Raw genomic sequence first — 23,938 nt, 5'->3', positions numbered from 1 at the left:
GAATATTTAAGCCCCTCAAAGGGGCTCACAAACAAAAACCAAAACCCGCGTAGCCGTCACCCCGGCGAAAGCCGGGGTCCAGGGCTTTTCCCAAACCTTTTAGAATCACTGGATTCCGGCTTTCGCCGGAATGACGGTCAAGTCAAGGTTTGGTCTTCAAATGGAAAACATTAATTCCTCGTTGTCGATACTGAAAACCCCCACTCCCGGAATTGTCGAACTCTGGGAGTCCCCCGGCAGAGCCGGGGGTTTACCTAAAAGCAATTAAGAGGTGACTTATGACCAAACGTGATTTTCCCCCAATTCATCCCGGTGAAATTCTTTTAAAGGAGTTTCTGGAGCCATTAGGGATCAGCCAATACCGGTTGGCCAAAGACATCGGCGTGACACCGCGCCGTATTAATGAAATCGTCCACGGTCGGCGCGCCATTACGGCCGACACCGCACTCCGTCTTGGCCGCTTTTTCAATATGGAAGCACAATTCTGGCTTAATCTTCAGTCGCATTATGATATGGAGGTGGCGCTGGACCTTTTGCAGAACAAGCTCGATGCGGAAGTCCGGCCATTCTCCCGGGCGGCTTAAAAATTGACCAAAAACACATCCTTGTCGCGTTTGGAAAAAATAAAAGAATTATTTTTTGGCACGGATTTCACGGATAAACGCGGATAATGCTCTTTATTTCTCAAGAAAACGGGCATTCGTTTTCTTGAGACCGGCATCCGCCGAAGGCCGAGAGATGGATAATCATTTTTGCTTTGCTGTGTCTATCCGTGAAATCCGTGCCAAGATATTTCAAAAAGCTAAATTGATACCCAAAATCCGATATCAGTATTTCCCCCCGTGCTCTTTTTTCACCTGGTCCCGGTCCACCTCCCCTTCCCTGGTTTTGGGCAGGGCCTCCACGAAGACCACGAATTTGGGTTTTTTATAACGGGCGATTTTACCCGCCACAAACTCGATCAAGAGATCTTCCGCCAAAGACTTCTCTTCTTTCAAGACACAGACGGCCTTGATGGCCTCCCCCCACTGGCGATCGGGGACACCGATGACGCACACTTCGGAAACGTCCTCATGGCCCAGGATGGCCTTTTCCACCTCCACCGGGTAGACATTTTCCCCACCCGGTTTGATCAACTCCTTTTCCGCCTTGCGCTTCACATACCAGAGATAGCCGTCCTGATCGAAACGGCCCATATCTCCGGTATGATGCCAGCCATTGCGAAAGGTGTAGGCATTGTCTTCTTCCAGGCCCCAGTAGCCCAGGAAAACCGCCGGACCGCGCACACAGATTTCCCCAACGGTCCCGATGGGGACTTCCCGGTCATAATCGTCAAAAAGGGCCACTCTGGAAATATGGGTCGGCCGGCCGGCGCTGCCCGGTCTATCCTCGATCCGGCCGCCGGTGACCCCCATGGCCTCGGTCTGGCCGAATCCGGTCAAGAAATTAATCTGGGGGACCATCTCCTTAAACCTTTTGAGATTATCGGGATGGTCGAGTCCTCCCACCATCCGGAGACTGGACAGATCGAATCCGCCTCCCAGTTCCTCATATTTGTCTATGAGCATCTTCAGAATAGGGGCAAAGTGGAAAAAGGTGGTCCCTTTTTCCTTCCCGATCAATTTTAAAGTCAGCTCCGGATCAAAGCGGTCGACAATGACGTTTTTCCCCCCGGCCTGCAGGACGGCCATAGCCAGGGATAAGGCCGCAATGTGAAAAAGATGCAGGATGAAAAGGAGGCAATCCGCCGGCCCAAGGCCGTAACTGTGCATCATTTCCTGGTTGATACTGATGATATTCCTCTGACTCAGAAGGGCCCCACGGGGCCGGCCGGCCACAGCGGCCGTATGGATAATGACGAAGCCGGCGTCCGCCGGGATATCCATCTCTTCATGGTCCCCCTCGGCATTATAAAGCGTCTCAAAGGAAAAAAATCCTTGAGGCACCTCTCCACCCCCGATGGTAAAATAGTGCTCGACGGAGGCCAACTTACCCCGGGCCTCAGTCACACTTTGTCGAAACCCCGGACCGGCAAAGATCAATTTCGGGGTGCAGTCCATGAGGACATATTCCATCTCATCCTGCTGAAAACGCCAGTTGACCGGCAGCAGGATGGCCCCTATCTTGGCGGCCGCCCCGTAAAGGATCATAAACTCATGGCAGTTTTGGGCCACGACTCCGAGGCGGTCCCCTTCCCGGACACCCAGGCGGATAAGCCCGGCGGCCAGGTGATCGCATTTTGTTTTAAATTGCCGGTGGGTCAGTCGGACATCCTGAAAAACAATCCCTTCCCTTTCAGGATAAAGTGCGGCATTACGGCTGATGGCGTCATAAATCGTATAGTCTCTCTGTCCCATATCCCCCTCCTTTTCAACCCTTTTCTTTTTGAAGTTTTTTCAAAGTTTGCCAGAGTTCCTCGACCTGCTTTCTGGTTTCCTCCAAAGACTTATCATTATAAATCACAAAATCGGCATAGCCCAATTTTTCATCGATGGGAAGCTGGGATTTGAGGATATTGGCTGCCTCTTCCCGGCTGATGCCGTCCCGCTCGGCCAACCGGCTTATCTGCATTTCCGGGGTAATATAGACTAACAAGAGTTTGTCATACATCCACTGCATATTGAATTCAATCATCAGCGGAACGACCACCTGGATGACCGCCTCGGGATCTTTGGCCGCATAGGTATTGATCTGTCTGTTGACGATTTCGCCCAGGCGCGGATGGATAAAGCCCTCTAATTTTTTTCTTTTCTCGAAATCCCGGAAGACGATGTCTGAAACCTTTTTCCGGTTCATGGTCCCATCCTCATTGAGGACCTGTTTTCCAAAATAATCCACAATATCCTTAAGGGCCGGTTGCCCCGGTTCCACCACCTGCCTGGAGATCAGATCAAAATCAACGATCGGCGCCCCCAACGCTTTCAACATATTGGCTACCGTGGTCTTCCCGCTGGCGATGCCGCCGGTGACCCCTAGGAGCAGCCGCTGGTCGTGGCCGCGAACCGCCTCGATCTGGGCTACTCCCCCATAGGCCATAGGGAAGGCGCTGGACAGATCCTGCTCCGCACCGGCAAAACTGATCGGATAGCGGATGCCTCTTTTGTAAAGGGCTTCCAGGCCCCTTAAGGCCTTTTCCATCATCCCGGCCGGCAGGGCCATGACCAGGTCCTCGTCCTGGGCGTGGCCGTAACGCCGCTCTCCGTAACAGGGGATGGTCAGCGAGGGTTTTCCGTTCAAATAGCAACGGGCAATGGCGTCCGAGCAGGAGGATTCTCCGACGCAGTAAAACTGCATGACCGTATAATCCTCAAACTGAAGGGCATTGATCAGGAGAATCATTTGAGCCGGGTTGGCATAGATCAGGACGATATCCGGCTCAAAGGGGTTGTAAACCAGAGGGGCCATGGCCACGGCCTGGTATTGGCCCAAAGGGAGCCGGGGGATGGCGGCTTCATACTTTTTCCCGTCCGCCTTGGTCTTCACCCAGACGATACTGCGGAAGGTGCCGTCTTTATAGACCCCGGGCGTGTCGGTCAGGCCTATGATAGAAGGGCACATGGGAGAAAGAAAATCGTCCAGATCGGCCCCCACGGTCCAGTCAAAATTCCTGACCAGATTAATCAGTTGGCACAGGGTTCTCTTGCCCTGGGGACGCCGTAAAAAAGGGATTTGGCCCAGGGCCTCCTTTTTCTCTAACATCTTGAAGGCCACCGGAAAGGACTTCAGCCGCAACAACTGCTCCATTCTTCTGATCAATTTTTCCCAGTTAACGGGTCCTCCCATAGACAAAAACTCCTTTCTTAATAGGTCCGGCCTGACCATTGCCGTATTGCGGCGGACAGCCTGATTCAGAAAAAAACCCTATCACGTCGATCCGCCGAGATCAACAGGCTTCTTTATTTTTTTTGGGTTTATTAAAGGGCCTTTGAGGGCATAAAAAGGATGGGCCTCCCGGGATTATTTCGGGCCGGGGACCTGTCCGGTCTTGGCCGTTGGGGCAACGGATTCGGAGTCCGCAATATAATAGGTAATGCGGGTCCGGGGACTCAAATATTCGAAAATCTCCGGGTCAAGATGCAGGGGCCGAATACTGCGCTCGATAGATAGGTTGGGGTCATCCCGCAGATCATAGATAAGGGCCTCGTCCTTGGGAATTAAGGGATCGTAGACCACGATACTGGGCCTCAAGGGATTATGTCGCGTCACGGTGATTACAATACCCACAAGACCATTGGAAAGCTTGACAATCGTGCCCGGAGGGTAAATTCCGAGACATTGGATAAAGAGGGCCAAAAGGTTTTCATCAAAGGCATCCCTCTCCTTGGCGAACATCCGGGAAAGGGCCTCATAAGGCGTTAGAGAATCCCTCGGATCCAAGCGGTTGCAGTAATTATCATAGATATTGGCGATCGAGGCTATCCTGGTCAAAACGGATATTTTGTTTCCGGTCAGTTTGTCGGTGTATCCTTTCCCGTCCCATCTTTCATGATGATGAAGGACAATATCAGCCGACTCTTTCGGAAAAGAGGGCGTTTGGGAGACGATTTCCTCCCCGTACTTGGGATGAAGTTGCAGGAAACTGGTTTCCGCCGGGGTCAGCGGATCGGTTTTGGTGAGAATATTCTTGGGCACCCGGTTTTTGCCGATATCATGAAAGAGTGCACCCAGTCCCAGGATTCTCAGTTGCCCGGGATCCAGTCCGTACTCTCTCCCCAGGATCATGGAAAGTACCGAGACATTCAGGGAGTGGTAAAAAACATTCTGACTTCCCAGTTCGGTATTCATCAGTTGAACAGAGGACTCTTTATCAACCATCAAGGATTCGATCAGATCGCGCATCAACACATCGGCCTCTTCAATAGACTTCGGAGAGCCGGTATGGATATTTCTCATCACATTTTTTACCATCCCCACCCCGGATTCAAACCGCCTTTCGCATTGGGCCATGTTTTCGCGGCGCTTCTTTAACTGTTCGATCCTTTCTCTTTTTTCCTCCCATAATTTTTTCATCTCGTTACTCAACGGCTCCGAATCGCCGGCAGGAGGAACGGTTACGATCTCTTTCTTGGGAGGATAGGGGAGGACATCGCTCTTTTCGGGCAAGCAGACAACGCTTTTCAGCCCTATCTCGCGCAGGGTTTCGATCATCGAGGGATTAGTGATCTTAAAACTATTGACCAGAAAGGGATGAGAAAACCATTTCATATCCAGTCTGATAAAGACGCCAACCCGTAATTGATCAATATCTACTTTGTATTCAGTCATATGTCACCCTTAATGGAGTGAAAAGCCGGCAGCGATCAGCATTTCGTCAATCAGCCGTCCCCTTTTCCTGACAAAGTCAGCTGTCCCCTCCGGCCTGGAAGCTTAGCGTACGGCGTAGTATATCATAAGCCTAAAAAAGAGAGAAAAATAATCTTTCAGGGAATCAAAAACGTGGGATTTTTCTCGAAACCCTTTCCCTGGTCAACGATCCCATCCCCTTGCCTTCAGCCTGTTTTTTACTCCTTGCTTCTATCTTTTTCTTGTTTTATAATCTTATAATCAAACAGCAAATTCTTAATGAAGAACAACACGACAAGGAGGTAGGCCATGGGAGACAAAGGCAAGAAGGATAAGGATAAGGGTCAGAAACAGAAAACAAGCAAACAGGATCAAAAGGCAAAAAGAAATCAGGACAAGCAACCCAAAAGAAAACCTTGACAGGCGGAATTTCAGAATGGCAGAGAGGCCGACCAGGCTTTGGAGGCGGCCTCCATGGGTTCTCCTGCCGGCTGATGTTAATAAGTTTTCATCCGGAGATCCAGGAGTTCCGGATGCAACTCCATCTGGGAAATTACAGTTTCAGGATGGAACCAGTTATGTGGGGTGGGGTGAAGCAAACGAAACCTACCGTTCTTCTTAAAGGAAAAGATGGGAAAAATATTTGTTGATAATGCAAAAAAAGCAAAAACTTTTGCCGGGGAAAAGAGGACAAATAGTTTTGCTGTTAAAAGGACCGCCAAATTAGGTTCGGAAAAGAATCCCGCTGTTGTTCAAGTCCAAACAGAAGAAAGAATGCAAGAAATAGTATCCATTTTTGAAGAACACGACTGGAAATATTTAATTAAATTGGAACCCGATGAACCAGAGGATATTACCAATTTAGAAAGATTGTTGAATCCACCAAAACCAAAGACAGCCGAAATCAAAATTGGACGCAATGCGCTCTGCCCCTGTGGGAGTGGGAATAAGTATAAAAAATGCTGTGGTCGATAATGATGGACTCGAAGTAGATCGTCGATCATCAAAAAAATCTCCTATATCCCCATACCTCGGAACGAAATGTCGTTTCGCTCCTTAGCGGCGTATTCCACCATTTCCGGGGAAGGGGCATTTCAAGCCTCCATCATTTCGGTTTGGATCGATAGGCTTCAATAAAACTCAAGGCCTTTTTTAGCCGCGCAAGTCCCCATTTGACAAAGGTTTTCGCAGTAATAACTTCGTTTTCCCGAACGACACCCTTCGCATTTCCAGGCTTCTACCGGTTGTCCAAAACGTTCGGCAATCGCTTCAAGTCTTTGAGGGTCTTCGGTGGTACCGATAAATATCGTGCAAGCGGGGCAAAACAGCCCGCATACGGCGCTCAGTCTTTTTTAGTCCTGAAAATCCTGTTGATGGCTCATAGGGTTTCTCCCTAATACGGAAATGGTAAAGCAAGATTAGCTTCTGCGGCCGGTTGTCTGCCTGCTCGGGACGGCGCTCCAGGGGTCATCGGGCCAGGGGTGTTTGGGATAACGTCCTTTCAACTCTTTCTTGACCTGGACATAGCCCTTATTCCAGAAGCCCCTCAAGTCCTGGGTGACCTGGACGGGCCGGCGGGCCGGCGACAGAAGGTGGATGAGGACCTTCACACGCCCCTCGGCCACCGTCGGCGTATCGGCCTGTCCGAACATCTCCTGTAATTTTACGGCGAGAATCGGGACTTGGCCCGAAGCATAATCCAGGGGGATATGATGGCCGCTCGGAACAACCAGGGAGGCCGGGGCGCGCTTCTCAAGAAGGCGCTTCTGTTCCCGGGATAGCCGGGAAAGCATGGGAGGGAGGGTATCCCGTCCGGCAAGTTGATCACGGGTGCGGATGCCTGAAAGGAAGGGCAATAACCATTCTTCAGGGTTGGAAAGTAGATTCTCGTCGGACAGGTCCGGCCAGTGCTCTTCGGGGAAGGTCCGGCGCATCAGACTGACCCGGCCTTGGAGTTGCCTGGCTTCCTGGGTGAAGGGAATTGAAAGGTCAGCGGATCGTATGGCTGCACAGAGAATAAGGGCCGTTTCTTCATCCGAAGGATTTAAGGGTTTCATGGAAAGCATAAGCGAGCCCAGCCGTTCCTCCAGGGCCGAGATGATCCGTCCCTCCTTTTTATCCCAGACCACCCGCCGCAGCCATTCAATCCGAGCCCCCATTTCCTGTCGAATAATGGCCTCGGTAATCGGTTCGGCCAGATGCACCCGGCCCTCGGACCTTTGGCCGGCATCCACATGGGCAGCGATGATAAAAGGACTCCCGGCCAGGGGATCTCTTTCGGTGACCCGCACACCCGGCCCCCGGGTCAGGAGAAACCGCCCGGCGCCTTCTTCTCTTTTCTTGGCGATTCGATCGGGGTAGGTGTTTATCAGCAACCGGGGGATCATCGTCGGCTCTTTTTCTGCAACCGTTTTGGATTTAGGCTTCAGGGTTTTCATGAGCTCTTGCGAAACCCGATCAACGGCCCGCAAGGCCCATGGATCACCGCCCGGAGGGACTATTTTGTTTTTCCGCCATTCCCGAAGCATGTCGAGTCGCCCGCCGATGTCCGTCCCTTTTCTCGATTCTCTCCCGGCGGAGGCCCCCGGACGAAGGATATCCCGTTCCGAGAGGAGAGCGGCCAGATCGGCGCCCAGCCGGGGGCAGCCGAGTTCGGAAGATTTTGCCAGCAAGCGGCTGAGGCGGGGATGAAGGGGCAGATGGGCCATATCCCTGCCGATTTTGGTCAGGGTCCCCTCGGAGTCCAGAGCGCCCAGGTCCGTAAGGAGCCTCATGGCCTCTTCCCTGGCCGGGTTCGGTGGCGGATCGAGCCAGGACAGAGTCCCCGGGTCTTTGACCCCCCAGGCTGCCAGTTCAAGGACAAGGGAAGCCAGGTCCACAGAGAGTATCTCCGGTGGGCTATAGGGCAGCATGGACTGAAGGACATGGCGACTGTAAAGGCGATAACAAACGCCGGGACCCAGGCGGCCTGCCCGCCCTTTGCGTTGTTCTGCCGATGCACGGGAGATCGTGACGGTGAGGAGGCGGTTCATTCCTGTCCTGGGGTCATACTGAAGTCTCCGGGCCAGTCCGCTGTCGATGACCACACTAACCCCTTCGATGGTCAGGCTTGTTTCAGCGATGTTCGTTGCCAGGACCACCTTACGTTTTTGGGAAGGAAGAATAGCCCTTTCCTGTTCCTCAAAAGGCAGGTCCCCGTAAAGGGGATGAATGGCAAATTCTCCCTTTCTTCCCCCGGGCAGCTTATTCAGCGAATCAGCGGTCCTCAATATCTCTCCAGCGCCGGGGAGAAAAACGAGTAGGTCTCCCCCGGTTTCCCGGACAGCCTCGGCCACGGCCTCGGTAACCCTTTCATCCAGGGGTCTGTCGCCGTTTTGGGGGCAATATCGTTCTTCAACAGGAAAGGTCTGGCCCCCAGCGGAGATGATGGGCGCACTCCCCAGAAGATCGGCTATGGGGCCGCAGTTCATGGTGGCCGACATCACCAGGATTTTGAGATCTTGTCTAAGGCTTTTCCGGACATCGAGGCACAGGGCCAGGGCCAGGTCGGCTTGAAGGCTTCTTTCATGGAATTCATCGAAGATGACCATAGCCACGCTCTCGAGGGTGGGGTCTGAGGCTATGCGCCGGATGAGGATGCCCTCGGTGACCACCTCGATGCGGGTTTTGTCCGTCAGGCGGTTGTCAAACCGGATCGAATAGCCCAGGGTCTGGCCGATTTTTTCGCCGAGTCCCCGGGCCATCCAGCGCGCAGCCGAAACGGCAGCCAACCGGCGAGGTTCGAGCATGACAATCCGGCCTTTTTCCGGGGGGAAGATTTCAAGAAGGGCCGGCGGGACCCGGGTCGTTTTTCCGGATCCGGGCGGTGCCTGGAGAACCACGGCTGAATAGGAACGGATGGCTTCCTTCAACCCGGGAAGGATAGGATCAATGGGCAAGGATTTTTGGTGGAGCATAACTTTTACTCCGATTGGTCACAAGACCAGCCGGGCCTATCGAAAGTAAGGCCTCGAACTTATAGGTGAGCGTCGTCAGAGCGCCTCCATCTCGCGCATGGTGATTTCATCCATGGCCCGACTTTGGTAAAGGGGTCTGCCCACTCTTGATGAAACGCATCTATTCAGATCAGATCAGGAGGACTTTCCTGTATACCGATTGGTAATCGGCAGGCGCCAGTCCTTGCCAAAGGCCCGGGGGGAAATTTTGATGCCCGGAGGGCTCTGCCGGCGCTTGTATTCATTGCGATCCACCATACGAATAACCCTTTCCACCATTCCCGGTTCGAAGCCCCTTTGAACGATTTCATCCAGGGAACAGCTCTCTTCCACATAGGCCCCCAGGATGGGGTCCAATAGATCATAGGGCGGCAGGGAATCCGAATCCTTTTGATCGGGCCGCAGTTCTGCCGAGGGGGGTTTTTCCAAAACCCTTTGGGGGATCACTTCCTTTCCCTGGATTTGATTGCGATAAAGGCTTAAGGCATAGACCAGCGTTTTGTGGACGTCTTTTAACACGGCAAAGCCTCCGGCCGTATCCCCGTAAAGGGTGGAATAGCCCACCCCGGTTTCGCTTTTATTGCCCGTGGTCAAAACCAGCCAACCGAATTTATTGGACAGGCCCATGAGCAGGGTTCCCCGGATCCTGGGCTGGAGGTTCTCTTCGGTCAGGTCTTCGGGCAGGTCCTTAAAATGGGGTTTGAGGATCTCCAGATAGGCTTGAAAGACCGGTTCGATAGGAATGTTATGGAAATGGATCCCCAGATTCCGGGACAAAAGTTCGGCATCTTCCAGGCTGTGGGAAGAGGAATAACGGGTGGGCATGGCAACACCGTAAACCCGGTCCGGTCCCAGCGCATCGGCGGCAATAACAGCCGTCAGAGTGCTGTCGATACCCCCGGAAAGACCAACCACCACTTTGCTGAAACCGTTTTTCCGGCAATAATCTTTCGTGCCTAAGACCAGAGCCTGATACACTTCGGCCTCCTGGGATAATGGGGAGGCCTTTTGGGGGGGATGGGTTGTGGCACTTTGGCTTGTTTGGAATTCGGGGATCTTGATTTCCTGAATCTCGGCTCCGGGTTCCTGGGCTTGTTTGCGCCGGCGGGGGTCAAACAGGCGCCAGCGGAAGGCCTCTTTCAGGTCCAAATCAGCCACCAGGAGGTCTTCCACGAACTGCCCGGCCCGGGCGATCAGTTCCCCCTGGGGGTCAAAGATCATGCTTTGCCCGTCAAAGATCAATTCATCCTGGCCCCCTACCAGATTGCAGTATGCCAGGAAGGAGAGATCATCCGTGGCCCGGGTGGCCAGCATACGCTCCCGGTCCCGGCCCTTTCCCAGGTAATACGGGGAAGATGAGATATTGATCAACAACTGGGCACCGCCGATGCCGGCCTGGAAATGGGGGGGGCCAGTGGGATACCAGATGTCTTCACAGATGCTGACCCCGAAAAGGCCCTCCTGAAACCGAAAGACCGGGTTTTTTTGACCCACCTGAAAATAGCGGTTTTCATCAAAGACCCCGTAATTGGGCAGAAAATGCTTTGTGTAGACGGTGATCAATTGTCCGTCGGAAAAGACGGCCGCCCCGTTGTAGAGATCATCTTCGACCCACAGCCCGCCGATTATGGCTATCAAGCCTTTGGTGGCCGGGGCCATCTGAATTAACATCTCCTGGGCCGATTCCACGAAGTCCGGTTTAAGCAACAGGTCTTCCGGCGGATAACCGGTAATGGCCAGTTCCGGAAAGGCCACCAGACCGGCCCCCATTTCGCGGGCTTTTTCCAGCCCTTCCAGGATTTTCTTGCGGTTGCCGGATAAATCCCCCACGGTGGCGTTGATTTGGGCCAGGGCAATACGTAGAGCCATTGAATGATTCCTTTAACTGATAAATAAGACGATAATTACCAAGAAAAAGCTCCCGAATGTTTGAATCGTTAAATTCGGGGACTACACGCCCTCGTTCTGATAAATGAGCTAATGACTTAGCAGCGTCACGGGCCTGACGAACAATCGTTGCTGCATAATAAGTAGAATCTTTATCGATATATTCGGCAACTGCCTCAAGATCACACCAGGCAGTTGCAGTCCAAATCACCTTGCGAGCCATTTGGCCATTCTTTCTTCGACCTCTTCCTGACTTAAAATGTTGCCTTCCTCAATATCCTTCAGCCCACGTGAGATTTTTTCCCGTACATAGATATGATATTGAATATCTTCAAAAGACACGTCATCTGGAAGATATTCCAACATCTTTCGAATTTCTTCTTTTGCCGTATTCATTTTTACCTCCGAATGCCTATTTTTGCCATTGCCTCACTTCTTTCAGATAGAGGAAGGTAGATATTCCCCGGTAACCGCAGGCTCTCTATCAAGAACCTCTTCCAATCCTTGTTTGGCAGTAAGCAAATCTCTTTCGGCTATTTTAATCCATTGCTTTACGAGATGTTCAATAAGCTCAGTTTTATCCATAAAGAACCTGCCCGTATTTGTTGGCTGAATAGACGACCGTTCCGATCACGTCTTTTAACATTTCAAATTCCTAAAAAGAATAATTTTCTCCGGTGCGTAACCTGCAATAATTGCCTTAATAACCAGATCAATTTGTTCTTGAATTGTCATAAAGTCTCCTCAGGTGATCCACCTAAGATGATTTGGGTCGAGTTTTCGAGCCCTATAAGCATCTTTTGCTGCACCGCTTTCCCCCGCTCTTTAGTGAGAAGAGCGAAATTTATCAGGCAATTAGATTAAAATACCAAAACCATTTAATATTTCAAGTGAATTTTTTTGGGAAGCCGGGTTATTCAGAATAGTTGCCATGATAGAGGGAATACAAGAGCCGGAAACCCGGAGCGATTTTTTGCAAAGGGTCGGCCAGCAACTTGGCTAATTGGTCGGGAGTGAAAAAAACGCCGGTAGTGGCTTCTTCCAGGTTGAGATGGATAGGGGCATCGGTTCGGGCCATAAAAATGATTGGCCGATTAGGTATTATAAGAAAGCAGGGTATCTTAACACACACCCAATTGTTTTCCAACTAAAAAACAAATATCTTCAGGTTCATAAATACGTTTTAACTCGAACTGTCAATAGGTTATTGTGTCTTCATTCAAACACTAATTAAACGCATTCTTCAAAAAGGCAAATGACTCATCCAAAACTCTTTGGGGCTGTTCAAAGTGAACCAACATGCCGCATTCCTTCAATATTATAATGTGCCAACTTTTATTTTGATCGCTAATCGTGCTTTTAATATTTTCCGGATCAATGTTAGTATCGTTTTGTCCAAGGAAAACAAGTACAGGTTTTTTGATGGTATTAATATTATTTAAAATGCTATCAGTATCATCAAGCGCTGAGAATGTTGTTTCTTTGACAGCTTTCATGGTTAATTTCCAGTCTGGATGCTGTATCAGCCGCAAACGTTGTTTGAGGAATTCTTCGGCAAATGGATTCCATTTGTAAACAAGCGAATGAAAATAGGAATTGAAGCGGGCTTGATCAGTATAAGTAATGCCCATAGCGCTATCATAATGCTGTTTATATTGTTCCAACCAGCTTGCCGGGATAGAAGTTAAGCCCAGTGGAGATAATAAAATGAGAGAATGCACCAAAGCAGGTTCCTGAAGGGCAATCTTCAGTGCAATCGTTGCTCCGCTATTATGACCAATTAAAGCCACGTTCTTTAGCTTGAGTTTATTAATGAATTCAATTACTGTAGTTGCGTGAAAGTCAACAGAATACTGTACGATTGGTTTATCACTCTTACCATATCCGATCATGTCCAGCCCAAGCACTCGGAATCCTTTTTGGATAAATTTCGGATACAGCATAAGAAAATTATTTAAATCAGTGGAAACGCCGTGAAGAAAAATTACAGCAGCTCCGGCGCCTTCATCAAAATAGGCCATCTTCTGACCATTGATGGTTAAATGTTTTACGGCATACGGATATAAGACGTCTGCATAAGAAAGTGCTGTTTCATTCGCATAACAGCTCATTATTTGTTCCCCGCTGGAAATTAATCCAAATATCATTAGCGTGAATACAGCTAAGCAAAATGTTTTTATTTGCATTTATTTCCTCATTAATTCATTAATAAAATTAAATTATAACAGTAGTTATATAACATAAATAATATAATGTCAAGAAATAATATTAGATGGCGACAAAAAATATAATAATTTTAGTAAATCGAACTATCCGACAAGGCGGTGGTTGTGAACCTCCAAGTCCAAAAGCACGCATAAGTTGGTTAGGTTGGCGGTTTTATTTCGTGAGTTTGTTTAAAACCAATCCAGATTGATTGAATGCCCTCTATAACAAGCTTACAAATACTTTCGTCATCCTGAAAAATGGGTTTTGTTTCTTTTGCGCCTTCCGAACAGGCATTGTTAACCATACTGCACAATCCGTAAAGAAAGAACCAGACTATATAAAAAAATTTTTCATTATCTTCGTGAGAAAGATTTGCACCGGTAGATTTAATTTCACCAACTATACTGGCAAATCTTTTTTTAAAGTATGGGGAAACCAGGGAATGATTGCGTGTATCATGTAAAAAACGCCAGAGACGAATTTCCTTTTTCGCGAAAAGGACATTGCCGATACTGCGGTCGATGCCGACATGGCCGGTGTGTTTTTGTGTTTCATAAGAGATCAGTAAATTAAAAGCCTTTTCCGTAATTATTTCCTGCAAATCCTTCATTGATTTCAGATAAGAATAAATCGGCTGAGTGGAAGAATTTAACTGCCTGGCGATATTGCGAGCGGAGAGAGCATCCATTCCCTGTGAACGGACAACCTCAAAGGCTGCATCGATAATATCATTCTGAGAAAATCTTGTTTTCGGCGGCATAATGAAAATACTTTACTTCTCTCTAAAGGCAAGATCACTTCCGACTATATTAATCTGCTGAAATCCTGGAGGCATTCCCTCCGGGGCGTAGGCCCTACGGGCCGGATTATTCAGAATATTTTCCATGATAAAGGGAATACAAGAGCCGGAAACCCGGAGCGATTTTTTGGAGGGGATCGTTAAGGAATTGAGATAGTTGATCGGGGGAAAAATAATCACCGGTTGTGGCCTCCTCCAGATTGAGATGGATGGGATCATCGGTCCGGCCCTTAAAGAGGGTGGCGAATTCCCAGCCGGTTTCCGGGCAGGCCGGGTATTGAAGCACTTCGGTCAACTTTACCTGAAGCCCCAGTTCTTCCATCAATTCCCGCTGGGCCGTTTCCAAAGGCGATTCTCCGGGATCGGTATGTCCGGCCGCCGAAGAGTCCCAGTGCTCCGGGTATTGATCTTTATCAGGGGAGCGTTTCTGGAGATAGAGGTCCCCTCTGGAATTGAAGATGAAGATGTGAACGGAGCGGTGCCGCAAGGCCTTCTGATGGATTTCCCAGCGACTGGCCGTACCGATGACCTGATTGTTTTCGTCCACCACTTCCAGGGTTTCTGTTTTCGTGGATTCAATCATAGCTTATAAAATGATAGTTGCAAGATGCAAGTTTCAAGTGTGAAAAACCTTGAACCCTGTACCTTGAACCGTGAATCTGTTCTCATGTTTCGTTGCGCCCCCAAAGGCATGAGGGTTTAAGAAGGCTTTCCTGTTGCCTTTCCGGATAATTTATTTCATAGTATTTTTACAGAAAGATCGAAATTTAGGCAAGCATAAGTTGAAAAATAAATTTTTCGTAGACCCTCACAGACGGGCACAGACCTATATAAAGGGGAAAAACCATGATATCTGAAAATGCTCTTGAACTTTTGGAATTCCCTAAACTCCTGCGGGTTCTGGCTGAACAGGCCCATTGCCCGGCGACCCGGCAGGCCGTTTTGGATATCCGCCCTTTTGAAAGCCTGCCTCCTATTGTCCAAAGGCAGCGTCTGGTGGAAGAATTACGCAATATGAAGGCCGAGGGAAATCCTCTGGGCATTTATTCTTTTCATGATCTGAAATCCTTTCTGGACAGGGCCCGGCCCGAAGGGGCGGTACTGGAATCTTTTGAACTTTCCGCTTTTAACCCGCTGTTACGCATGGCCAGGGACATCCCCAAACAAGTCCGGGAAGCTGAATACTTTCCGGAATTAGAGATCCTGACCCGGGAATTAAGGGATTTCCCTGAACTGTTAACCTTTCTGGAAAGGGCCTTGGATCCGGAAGGCAACATCCTGGATCAGGCCTCTCCCTGGCTCATGGAATTACGGAGGGAGATCCGCCAGTTGGAGGCCCAGATTCGCAGGAAGCTGGAAGAGATCATTCGAGAGCCGCGGGTAGCCGCTTTTTTACAGGATGATTTTGTCACCCAGAGGTCCGGGAGGTGGGTTATCCCGGTGCGTATGGATTCCAAGACCCAGGTGCCGGGGGTAGTCCACGATGTCTCCCGGACCGGTGAAACAGCCTTTGTCGAACCATTGAATATCATCAGCCTGGCCAATCAAATGGAGAACCTGATGGCCGAACAAAAGGCCGAAGAGATCCGCATCCTCAGGGTACTCTCCACCATGATCCGCCAAAGGGCCGACGATCTGGAGGCCGATCAGGAGATACTGGTTCACCTGGATCTCCTCTCCTGCCTGGCCGATCTGGCCGACCGGCTGCATATGGAGCCTCCGGAAGTGCACGAAGGGGGCACGATCCGTTTGGTCAAGGCCCGCCATCCCCTTCTGGCCCTGTCTTTCGAACGAAAAGGGCCGGGGAAAGCGGTGGTCCCTTTGCATCTTGATTTAGGAGACCAAGAAACGGTAATGGTCATTACCGGGGTCAATGCCGGCGGGAAGACCATTGCCCTTAAGACCACCGGACTGCTTCTGCTTATGGCCTTGTCCGGCCTGCCGGTTCCGGCCGATTCAGCCTCCCGTTTTCCTTTGCTCCATGACCTCCTGGCCGACATCGGAGATGAACAATCCATTGAAAGCAGCCTGTCCACTTTTTCGGCACATATCTCCAGGATTACCGGGATATTGAGTCGGGCCAATGAAAAGACCTTGATCCTGATGGATGAACTGGGTACCAGTACGGATCCGGTGGAGGGGTCGGCTATCGCCTGTGCGGTGTTAAAAAATCTCCAGGACAAAGGGGCCCTGGTGCTGGCCACCACCCATCTGACGGAGATCAAGGGATTTGTTCATCGCACGGAGGGGATGGTCAATGCCTCCATGGAATTTGACCAAAAGACCCTGAGCCCTTTGTATCGGCTGCGGATGGGCGAGCCGGGACAATCCCATGCCCTTGAGATCGCCCGGCAGTACGGCCTGCCGGAACCGATCCTGGAAACGGCCTTAAAACTTTTATCCGGCAGGGAAGAAGGCTTTGAGCAATTGGTGGCCGACTTGAATCGAAAAAGGAGAGAATACGAAACAGGGCTTGAGGATTTGACCAGGCAACAGGAAGTCGTGGCTGAGGAAAGCCGTAAAGTAAACAGGCTCCTGACAGAGACCGAAGATCGCCAAAAAGAGATCCTGGCCAGGGCCTATCAGGAGGCCGCGGAAATTCTGGGTCAGACCAAAGGCAAGATGAATTTATGGCTGGAAGAGGTCAAAAAAAAAGACAAGGCCGATCGGCGCCAAGTCCTCCAAAAATTAAGGGAAGAAGAGCAATCCATTACTCAGAAACTAAGGGAAGCCAAAGGTCTGAGGGCGGACAGCCCGGCCATAGAGTCTCTCCATGAAGGCGATCATGTTTTTATCCGGTCCCTGGGCTGTGACGCCCTGGTATTGGCTGTTTTGTTGAAACAGAACCGTTTAAGGGTCCGGGCCGAGGGGAGGGAGATCGAGGTCTCTATGACAGACATCGGGTTCAAAGAAGGGTCTCCGAATATTGCCAAAAAGGCCATCTCCGGGGTGCTGGTCTCCCGGGAGGCGGCTCCTTCCCGTATCAACCTGATCGGCCAGCGGGTGGATGACGCCCTTCCTTTGATAGAACCTTTTTTAAACCATGCTTCTTTAGCCGGTCTGCCGGAAGTTTTTATCGTCCATGGGGTGGGCACCGGGGTTCTGGCCAGGGCGGTTCGGGAATATTTAACCGGACACCCTCTGGTGAAAGGTTTCAGAAAAGGGGACCGCCCGGAGGGCGGTGAAGGGGTTACCATAATTCGATTGGAATAATGGTTTGAGGTTAATGGGAAGTACAATTACAACTAATCAGGAGGAACTCAATTAATCCATCTTCAAATACACGCCGGGGCTGGGCCATTTTTTGGGTAGGATGCGCCGTTTTTGTCCTGTCTATGTTTTACCGGGTATCCACTACCGTTATCAGCCCGGACTTGATCAAGGACCTGAACCTGACTACCTCCCAGTTGGGCTTGTTATCTTCCGTATTTTTCTATGCCTTTGCTATCTGCCAGTTGCCCTTAGGGCTGGCCCTGGACCGTTTCGGTTCCCGGGTTGTAGTAACCCTCTTAAATATCCTTGGAGTGGCCGGGGCCTTGCTCTTTGCCCTGGCCCAGACTGTCGCCCAATGTGTTTGGGCCCGGGTCCTGATGGGAATCGGGATGAGCTGTAATCTTATGGGGGTCTTGACCCTCCTGGCCTATTGGTTTCCGGTCAACCGCTTTGCCTTTTTAAACGGCGTCATCGGTTCCATAGGGGTCTTGGGCAATCTCCTGGCGGCAACCCCCCTGGCCTTTCTGGCTCAAACCTTCGGATGGCGAAAGAGTTTTTTGTTATTTGCGGGGATCAACGTCCTTTTGTCAATAGGCTTTTTCCTGATTGTACGGGATCGCCCCCCTGACCGGCCGGCTTCAAATCAGACCAGAGGGAATCCCTTTAAAGGATTAAAAACCGTCTTAAGCTTTCCGGTTTTTTGGGGCATCGGCCTAAGTGCTTTCTTCCGTTACGGCTTTGTGATGGCCCTGCAAGGTTTGTGGGCCGGGCCCTATCTGGTAAACGGGTTAGGGGTGGATATCCTGACCGCTGGAAATGCCCTCATATTAATGGGGGCGGGCTTAATGATCGGGTTACCCCTCTTCGGCCGGATCAGCGATCATCTGATCCGATCCCGCAACAAGGTCATCATCCCCTCTCTTTGGGTGATGGCCTTATTGATCATGGCCCTGGTCTTTTTACCAAGGGGAATCCCGACGGTCTGGATTTATCTCTGGTTTCTGGCCATAGGTCTGGCCTCGGCCCCGGGACAGATTATGTATTCCCATATCAAGGAGCTGGTTCCTGCTGAGGTTATGGCCACGGCCATGACTGGGGTGAATCTATTTACCATGCTGGGTGCGGCTTTTCTCATGCAGGCCATGGGCCTGGTGGTCGAGGCCGGTCCTCAGGGTTTGAACCAGCCGGAGGCTTTTCGACCGGCCTGGTATCTGTGTGCGGCCGGAATAGGTTTGTCCGGGGTTATTTATCTGTTTATCCCGGACAGCCAGGTCTTAAAAAAATCCCAGGAATCATGAAATACGGTTCAAGGTTCAGGGTACAGGGTTCAAGATTTTTACGCTTGCATCTTGAAACATGAAACGTTGTCTCCAACTAAGCCCCGGCCCCCGACCCCTGATCCCTGAATGCTATTTTCGAATTAAGCCCTTAGAAAATTATCAGAACGGTTCCCTCTTCACCGATGGGAACAGGCTGGGGTCGGTATGGGGGATAAAGCGGGCGGCGCTGAAGCGGTTCATGAAATCCTGATTCACATTCATCTCAAGATAGGTGATCTTAGAGGCAATTCTTTTCACCTCTTCAATTTTTTGATAATCCAACAGCACATCGGCGGCCCCTTTCAGGGAGGTATTTCCCAGGGGGATATAGCGTTCCAAAGGCAGGTCCGGAAGGAGGCCCAAAATAATGGCCCGGCGGGGATCGATGTGATTGCCGAAGGCTCCGGCCACAAAAAACTGTTCGATGTCATTTAACGTAAAACCCACGGATTGGACCAGAGTGGTCAATATGGTATACATGGCCGCTTTGGAACGGAGCAGGATGTCGAGATCCACCTGGGTCAGAACAATGGGCTGCTGTGTGGCTGATTCCTCTTTGGGAATCAGCAGGTAAGCCGGTTGCCCCTCTATTTCAATCCATCGGTCGGTGGGCATCTTTCTGTTGAATTTTCCGCGGATATCCAGCAGGCCGGCCATAAACAGTTCAGCGGTCAGATCGATCAGACCGGAGCCGCAGATTCCTTTCGGGGGTCCTTGCCCGATTAAGGAATAGGAAAGGTTTTTGGTTAGAGGGTCGATCCGGACCTTTTCAATGGCCCCTTCCTCAGCCACCATACCCATTCGGGCCACTCCGCCTTCCAGTGCCGGCCCGGCAGCTCCGGCGCAGCCGATCAACCACTCGGCATTGCCGAAGACGACTTCGGCATTGGTTCCCACATCCACCAGCATAGAAAGGGCCTCTTGTTGATGCAGTCTGGAGTTCAAGATTCCGGCCAAAACATCTCCACCAAGATAACTGCCCACATTGGGGAAAACATAAACTATCCCCCGGGGGTGGAGGATTAATCCCAGGTCCTCAGCGGCCAGGGGGGCAACTGTATTCAGAACCGGGATATAGGGCTCCCGGCAGATCGAGGCCGGATTGAGCCCAAGGAAGAGATGGGTCATCGTGGTATTACCGGCCAGGGCCAGGGCGGTGACTTCCTGAGGAGCGATCCGGCAGGCTTTCCCCAGTTGTTTGAGGATTTGATTGATTTCATGGAGGACGCTGGCCTGCAATTCCTTGAGATGACCGGGAGATTCGGCCCAATGAATTCTGGTCAATATGTCGGCACCTAAACGGGTCTGAGGATTTTCACCGCTGGTCTCGGCTAATAATTTTCCTTGCGCCAGATCCCAAAGCTGATAGGCCATTCTGGTTGTACCCAGGTCAACGGCCAGACCGAAATTTCTCCGGCTGGTATCACCGTGTTCCAGGTTGAAGAGGGAGCACAAAGGAGGGGTCATGGCAATCGTAGCGGTAACCTGATATTCGGCTTCCCGAAGGAGGGAAACCCAGGCAGGGATTTGCCCGAAGGGGATGGCCAGGGATTCTATCCCGGTTTCATTTTTAATGTGTCTTTTCAATCGATCCAGCTCGGCAGTATTATCCTTTAGACTGGGGGGAGGTATCTTGAGGAATATTTTTTTGACTAACGGGGTTTTAGGATCCATTAACCGACTATCCATACCGACTTATCTCCGGCCTGCTGCAGGATTTTGTTGGAGACACTGCCCATGAAAAATTCCTGCGTTTTGGAAATCCCTCTCCGGCCTATCACAATGGTCCCATAGCCGCCTTTTTCCGCTTCTGAAAGGATGGCTTTGCCGATATCGGAACATTTCATACAAATTTTTCTTTTTATTTGAGATGGAGATAGTCCGGCTTCCAGGAGCATGGCCTGGCATTGATCCAGAAAAGGGGTTATCCTTTTTTCAACCTTTTCCCTGCCGATTGGAAAGGCCGAAAGGTTGGGAATGACCCTGGGGCCGGAAAGGGTGATCAATCCGGGCCAGACATACAGCAGAAGGATTTCTATGGCTTCTTCTGTACGGGAACCAAGGATGAAGGAGAGATGGTCTACGGCCCGTTTGGCGTTTTCAGATCCGTCGACGGCTACCAGTATTCTGGGGTTGATGATCCTTCCCCCAACCACCCAAACCGGTAAATCCCCGGCCCCTTGAATAACCTTGTTGGAAACACTGCCTAAAAAAACTTCAACGGCTTTGCTTAACCCGCGACGGCCGATGACAACGGCATCGTAAAGGCCTTTTTGAGCCTCAAACAAAATGTCACGGGCTACCCCGATCCGTTTTTCCCGGGCCCGAATCTGGACCCGGGATTCGGGCCAACCGGATTTAATTAACTTGTCTTTCGATTTTTTTAAGACCCCTTCAATGGCCTCCTGCTGCTTTTTCTTCCACTGGACGAGATATTTCTGGGCCATGGGATCCAGCAGGCCCTCTTCCTTGTAAATGGGAGGTATGGGTGGAAGGACATGGAACAAGATCAGGGTTACCTCCGGGCAGGATCGAAACAGATAGTTTACATAATCCAGGGCCATCAAGGAATTCCTGGAGCCGTCTATGGCCAGAAGCAGTTTTTTTTCCATCATGTCCTCCCGGTATCATCCCTCCGAAGATGCGTTTGAAAGGAGATTAACCCACATCAGGGGCAAAGGCAACCCAAAATTGTTTCAGGAGCCCCGCTGGTTTCAATCCTGTTTTTTTAAGTTTGCCTTTGAAAGGAAAAAGTATAAAATAATAAAATAAAACCATCCTCTATCTTTGACAAGTTCGTAATCATTGATGGATTTAAGGAGGTGTTCAATACTCATGACCGTAAAACTGCCCGAAGGAGAGATCCTGCGAAGAGCCATACAATGGATAAACGAACAGCAGGAGTTAATCCCCAAACCGGCCCTGATCGATCTCATTGAAGAGGCCGGCAAAAGGTTTGACCTGTCCCCGAAGGATAGTGATTTTCTGATTCGTTTTTTCACCGGAAAAACCGAATAGATTTAAGGTTTTTTCATACCTGAAACTTGCATCTTGCATCTTGAAACTTTATTTTCTTACCAAAGGAGTTGAAAACTATGCCCCTGATCCTCTCTGTTGTCGGTTATTCCAACAGCGGCAAGACGTCTTTGTTGGAGAAAGTAATCCCTATTCTGAAAGCCAAAGGTTATTCCGTGGGGGTGATTAAACATACCGGTCATGCGTTTTCCCTTGATCAATCAGGTAAGGATACGCATAAATTCGGAAAAGCCGGAGCCGATGGTGTGGTATTGATCGGATCCGGTCAAATCGGATATTTAGGAAAATTGGAAGAAACTGAGGCCATGCTTTTGGATAGGATTGAACAGTCTTTTTTTCACGACCGGGACATCATCCTGACCGAAGGGTTTAAACAAGGAGACAAACCCAAAATTGTGGTAATGACCAAAGGAAAAGAAGAACAACTTTTGCAGGAAATAAAAGGGAGTATTGTCGCCACGGTGGGGGAAAAGCCTGTCCGCTCCGATCTGCCCCATTTTAAACCGGATGATCCCGAAGGCCTGGTTCAAATTTTGGAAGACCGTTTTTTGAAAGACCGGACCAGGCCATCGATCCGGGTTATCCTGGATGGAAAGAATATCCCAATGAACCACTTTGTTCAGGAAATAGTCAAAAGCGGCCTTATGGGGATGCTTTCCCCTCTAAAAGGATTTAAGGATTCCCGGGCAATTGAGGTCAAGATACAGCTTCCGGATAAGGGTCAGCCTTTATGAAAAAACTCCGGGTGGCTTTACTGATAGGAGGCCTTTCCAATGAACGGGCGATTTCTCTTAAAAGTGGGGCTGAAGTCCAAAAGGCTTTGAATCCCGAGCGGTATGAGATCCTGATCTATGATTTAAAGGACAGCCTGCCCCGTCTGGTGGCCGATGCCCCCCGGATTGATGTGGCTTTGATCATCCTCCATGGCCGGTTTGGAGAAGACGGGACGGTCCAAGGGCTGTTGGAATTATTGGGTATTCCCTACCAGGGGTCCGGGGTCCTTGGCAGCGCCGTGGCCATGAACAAGCGTTTGACCAAGGCCTTGTACCGGCAGGAAGGTTTGCCCGTGGCCAGGGACCGGGTTGTCCGGCGAGGGGAGCGTCTGGTCATGGACCCGTTGGTCGAAGAACTGGGGTGGCCTGTTGTCGTGAAGCCCAACACCGAGGGGTCCAGTATCGGAATCCGGATGGCTAACACTTTGGACGAACTTTCAAAGGCCATTGAACAAGCCTTTGCCCTGGATAAGGAGGTCTTGCTCGAAGAATATATAAAAGGCCGGGAAATAACCGGCGGGATTCTGGGAAATCAGGTTCTCCAGGCCTTGCCCATTGTCGAGATCATTCCCTCCGCGGCCTATCAATTTTTTGATTACGAGGCCAAGTATAAGGAGATGGCCTCCAAAGAAATCTGTCCGGCCGAATTGCCGGAACAGGTCACCCGGCTGGCCCAGGAATATGCCCTGCGGGCCCATAAGGTCCTTGAGCTTCGGGGTTACAGCCGTACTGACATGATCGTCCGGGGGGAAGAAATAATTCTTTTGGAAACCAATACCATTCCCGGAATGACAGCGACCAGCCTCCTTCCCCAAGCGGCCCAGGCCGCAGGATTGACCTTCGGTGCCTTATTGGATCGGTTGATTGAATTGGCCTTAGAGAAATAAGATTACAAAACAAAAAAAGGAGATACTTTTTACAGTATCTCCTTTTTAGTTTTTCAAAACAAACCGAAGGGATTATTTTCCGGTAGCAGCCCCATGCAGCTTGACCTCAACTTTTTCATCCAGACCGGCATAGTATTCTCGGAGAATATCCAGCACCTCCTCGCGACCGAAATGTTCGGCAATCGGCGTGCCTTCGGACAGGCCCTTACGCAGTGCCGTACCGCTCAGCATGACGCGCTCTTTCTTGTCGTGGGGGCAGGTTCTCAAAGAAGCCATGCCGTCGCATTTGTAGCAGTAAAATGTCCAGTCGATCTTTAGCGGGGTGCAAAGCAAGGCTTTTCCGCCGGCCGGCTTGGGAATCTTGTCAAAAATGGTCTGGGCTTCAAACATGCCGTAGAAATCACCAACACCGGCATGGTCACGGCCGATAATCATCCTGGAGCACCCGTAATTTTGACGGAAGGTGGCATGAAGCAGGGCTTCACGGGGGCCGGCATAACGCATATCCAGCGGATAACCGCCCTGAAGGACCTTGTCT

Annotated in this window: 22 protein-coding genes; 7 read left to right on the top strand and 15 right to left on the bottom strand. The window is 50.5% G+C overall.

Annotated elements, in window-relative coordinates:
• Positions 1–278 precede the first annotated feature (278 nt).
• Positions 279–584: a HigA family addiction module antidote protein gene (locus HY879_25655; protein MBI5606731.1), complete on the top strand. Its 306-nt coding sequence runs from the start codon at positions 279–281 to the stop codon at positions 582–584.
• Between the two features lie 243 nt (positions 585–827).
• Here the strand turns inward: HY879_25655 and HY879_25650 are convergent, their stop codons facing one another.
• The 3 genes from HY879_25650 to HY879_25640 form a co-directional block, all read right to left on the bottom strand.
• A complete protein-coding gene (locus tag HY879_25650; GenBank protein ID MBI5606730.1) occupies positions 828–2,357 on the bottom strand; it encodes an AMP-binding protein in 1,530 nt (509 codons plus the stop codon).
• A 13-nt stretch (positions 2,358–2,370) separates the two neighbouring features.
• The gene (locus HY879_25645; protein ID MBI5606729.1) at positions 2,371–3,783 is read right to left on the bottom strand and encodes a dephospho-CoA kinase; all 1,413 of its coding nucleotides are present in this window, start codon (positions 3,781–3,783) and stop codon (positions 2,371–2,373) included.
• A 174-nt stretch (positions 3,784–3,957) separates the two neighbouring features.
• Positions 3,958–5,265: an HD-GYP domain-containing protein gene (locus tag HY879_25640; GenBank protein MBI5606728.1), complete on the bottom strand. Its 1,308-nt coding sequence runs from the start codon at positions 5,263–5,265 to the stop codon at positions 3,958–3,960.
• Positions 5,266–5,913: 648 nt separating this feature from the next.
• Here HY879_25640 and HY879_25635 point away from each other — a divergent pair.
• Entirely contained in the window at positions 5,914–6,258 is a 345-nt protein-coding gene (locus HY879_25635) for an SEC-C domain-containing protein (protein MBI5606727.1), read from the top strand.
• A gap of 155 nt (positions 6,259–6,413) precedes the next feature.
• Here the strand turns inward: HY879_25635 and HY879_25630 are convergent, their stop codons facing one another.
• The 9 genes from HY879_25630 to HY879_25590 all read right to left on the bottom strand — a co-directional run bounded on the left by HY879_25630 (position 6,414) and on the right by HY879_25590 (position 14,755).
• A complete protein-coding gene (locus HY879_25630) occupies positions 6,414–6,629 on the bottom strand; it encodes a DUF3795 domain-containing protein (GenBank protein MBI5606726.1) in 216 nt (71 codons plus the stop codon).
• Between the two features lie 72 nt (positions 6,630–6,701).
• Entirely contained in the window at positions 6,702–9,239 is a 2,538-nt protein-coding gene (gene hrpB / locus HY879_25625; protein MBI5606725.1) for an ATP-dependent helicase HrpB, read from the bottom strand.
• A 174-nt stretch (positions 9,240–9,413) separates the two neighbouring features.
• Positions 9,414–11,147 carry an NAD+ synthase gene (locus tag HY879_25620; GenBank protein ID MBI5606724.1) on the bottom strand — a complete coding sequence of 578 codons (1,734 nt, stop codon included), beginning with the start codon at positions 11,145–11,147 and terminating at the stop codon, positions 9,414–9,416.
• A 225-nt stretch (positions 11,148–11,372) separates the two neighbouring features.
• Complete coding sequence (locus tag HY879_25615) at positions 11,373–11,561, bottom strand: hypothetical protein (protein MBI5606723.1); 189 nt, start codon at positions 11,559–11,561, stop codon at positions 11,373–11,375.
• Between the two features lie 42 nt (positions 11,562–11,603).
• Positions 11,604–11,750 carry a hypothetical protein gene (locus HY879_25610; GenBank protein ID MBI5606722.1) on the bottom strand — a complete coding sequence of 49 codons (147 nt, stop codon included), beginning with the start codon at positions 11,748–11,750 and terminating at the stop codon, positions 11,604–11,606.
• 328 nt (positions 11,751–12,078) lie between these two features.
• On the bottom strand, positions 12,079–12,243 hold the full coding sequence (locus tag HY879_25605) for a hypothetical protein (GenBank protein MBI5606721.1): 165 nt from the start codon (positions 12,241–12,243) through the stop codon (positions 12,079–12,081).
• A gap of 148 nt (positions 12,244–12,391) precedes the next feature.
• The gene (locus tag HY879_25600) at positions 12,392–13,351 is read right to left on the bottom strand and encodes an alpha/beta hydrolase (protein ID MBI5606720.1); all 960 of its coding nucleotides are present in this window, start codon (positions 13,349–13,351) and stop codon (positions 12,392–12,394) included.
• A 179-nt stretch (positions 13,352–13,530) separates the two neighbouring features.
• Positions 13,531–14,133, bottom strand: coding sequence for a TetR/AcrR family transcriptional regulator (locus HY879_25595; GenBank protein MBI5606719.1), 603 nt, complete (start codon positions 14,131–14,133; stop codon positions 13,531–13,533).
• A gap of 106 nt (positions 14,134–14,239) precedes the next feature.
• Entirely contained in the window at positions 14,240–14,755 is a 516-nt protein-coding gene (locus HY879_25590) for an NUDIX domain-containing protein (protein MBI5606718.1), read from the bottom strand.
• 263 nt (positions 14,756–15,018) lie between these two features.
• On the opposite strand from HY879_25590, the gene HY879_25585 reads away from it, so the two are divergent.
• The gene (locus HY879_25585) at positions 15,019–17,385 is read left to right on the top strand and encodes an endonuclease MutS2 (GenBank protein MBI5606717.1); all 2,367 of its coding nucleotides are present in this window, start codon (positions 15,019–15,021) and stop codon (positions 17,383–17,385) included.
• 122 nt (positions 17,386–17,507) lie between these two features.
• Complete coding sequence (locus HY879_25580) at positions 17,508–18,683, top strand: MFS transporter (protein MBI5606716.1); 1,176 nt, start codon at positions 17,508–17,510, stop codon at positions 18,681–18,683.
• A 141-nt stretch (positions 18,684–18,824) separates the two neighbouring features.
• Here HY879_25580 and HY879_25575 read toward each other — a convergent pair whose 3' ends face one another.
• Positions 18,825–20,393, bottom strand: a complete 1,569-nt coding sequence (locus HY879_25575) for a DUF4445 domain-containing protein (protein ID MBI5606715.1) — start codon at positions 20,391–20,393, stop codon at positions 18,825–18,827.
• Positions 20,378–21,319, bottom strand: coding sequence for a universal stress protein (locus HY879_25570; protein MBI5606714.1), 942 nt, complete (start codon positions 21,317–21,319; stop codon positions 20,378–20,380). The genes HY879_25575 and HY879_25570 overlap by 16 nt, the downstream gene beginning before the upstream one ends.
• A gap of 220 nt (positions 21,320–21,539) precedes the next feature.
• Here HY879_25570 and HY879_25565 point away from each other — a divergent pair, with 220 nt between their 5' ends.
• The 3 genes from HY879_25565 (at position 21,540) to HY879_25555 (ending at position 23,400) form a co-directional block, all read left to right on the top strand.
• The gene (locus HY879_25565) at positions 21,540–21,722 is read left to right on the top strand and encodes a hypothetical protein (GenBank protein MBI5606713.1); all 183 of its coding nucleotides are present in this window, start codon (positions 21,540–21,542) and stop codon (positions 21,720–21,722) included.
• A gap of 77 nt (positions 21,723–21,799) precedes the next feature.
• Positions 21,800–22,474 (top strand): molybdopterin-guanine dinucleotide biosynthesis protein B, encoded by a 675-nt coding sequence (gene mobB / locus HY879_25560; GenBank protein ID MBI5606712.1) that lies wholly within the window; start codon positions 21,800–21,802, stop codon positions 22,472–22,474.
• Positions 22,471–23,400, top strand: a complete 930-nt coding sequence (locus HY879_25555; GenBank protein MBI5606711.1) for a D-alanine--D-alanine ligase — start codon at positions 22,471–22,473, stop codon at positions 23,398–23,400. Before mobB ends, HY879_25555 begins: the two co-directional genes overlap by 4 nt.
• 72 nt (positions 23,401–23,472) lie before the next feature.
• Here the strand turns inward: HY879_25555 and sat are convergent.
• Positions 23,473–23,938, bottom strand: a 466-nt coding sequence (gene sat / locus HY879_25550) for a sulfate adenylyltransferase (protein ID MBI5606710.1), incomplete at its 5' end; no start/stop codon positions are given.

This window comes from Deltaproteobacteria bacterium, from assembly GCA_016219225.1.
Taxonomy (GTDB): Bacteria; Desulfobacterota; RBG-13-43-22; order RBG-13-43-22; family RBG-13-43-22; genus RBG-13-43-22.
The sequence above is the reverse complement of the archived record's forward strand: the minus strand, read 5'-3'. Positions and strand labels throughout refer to the sequence as shown.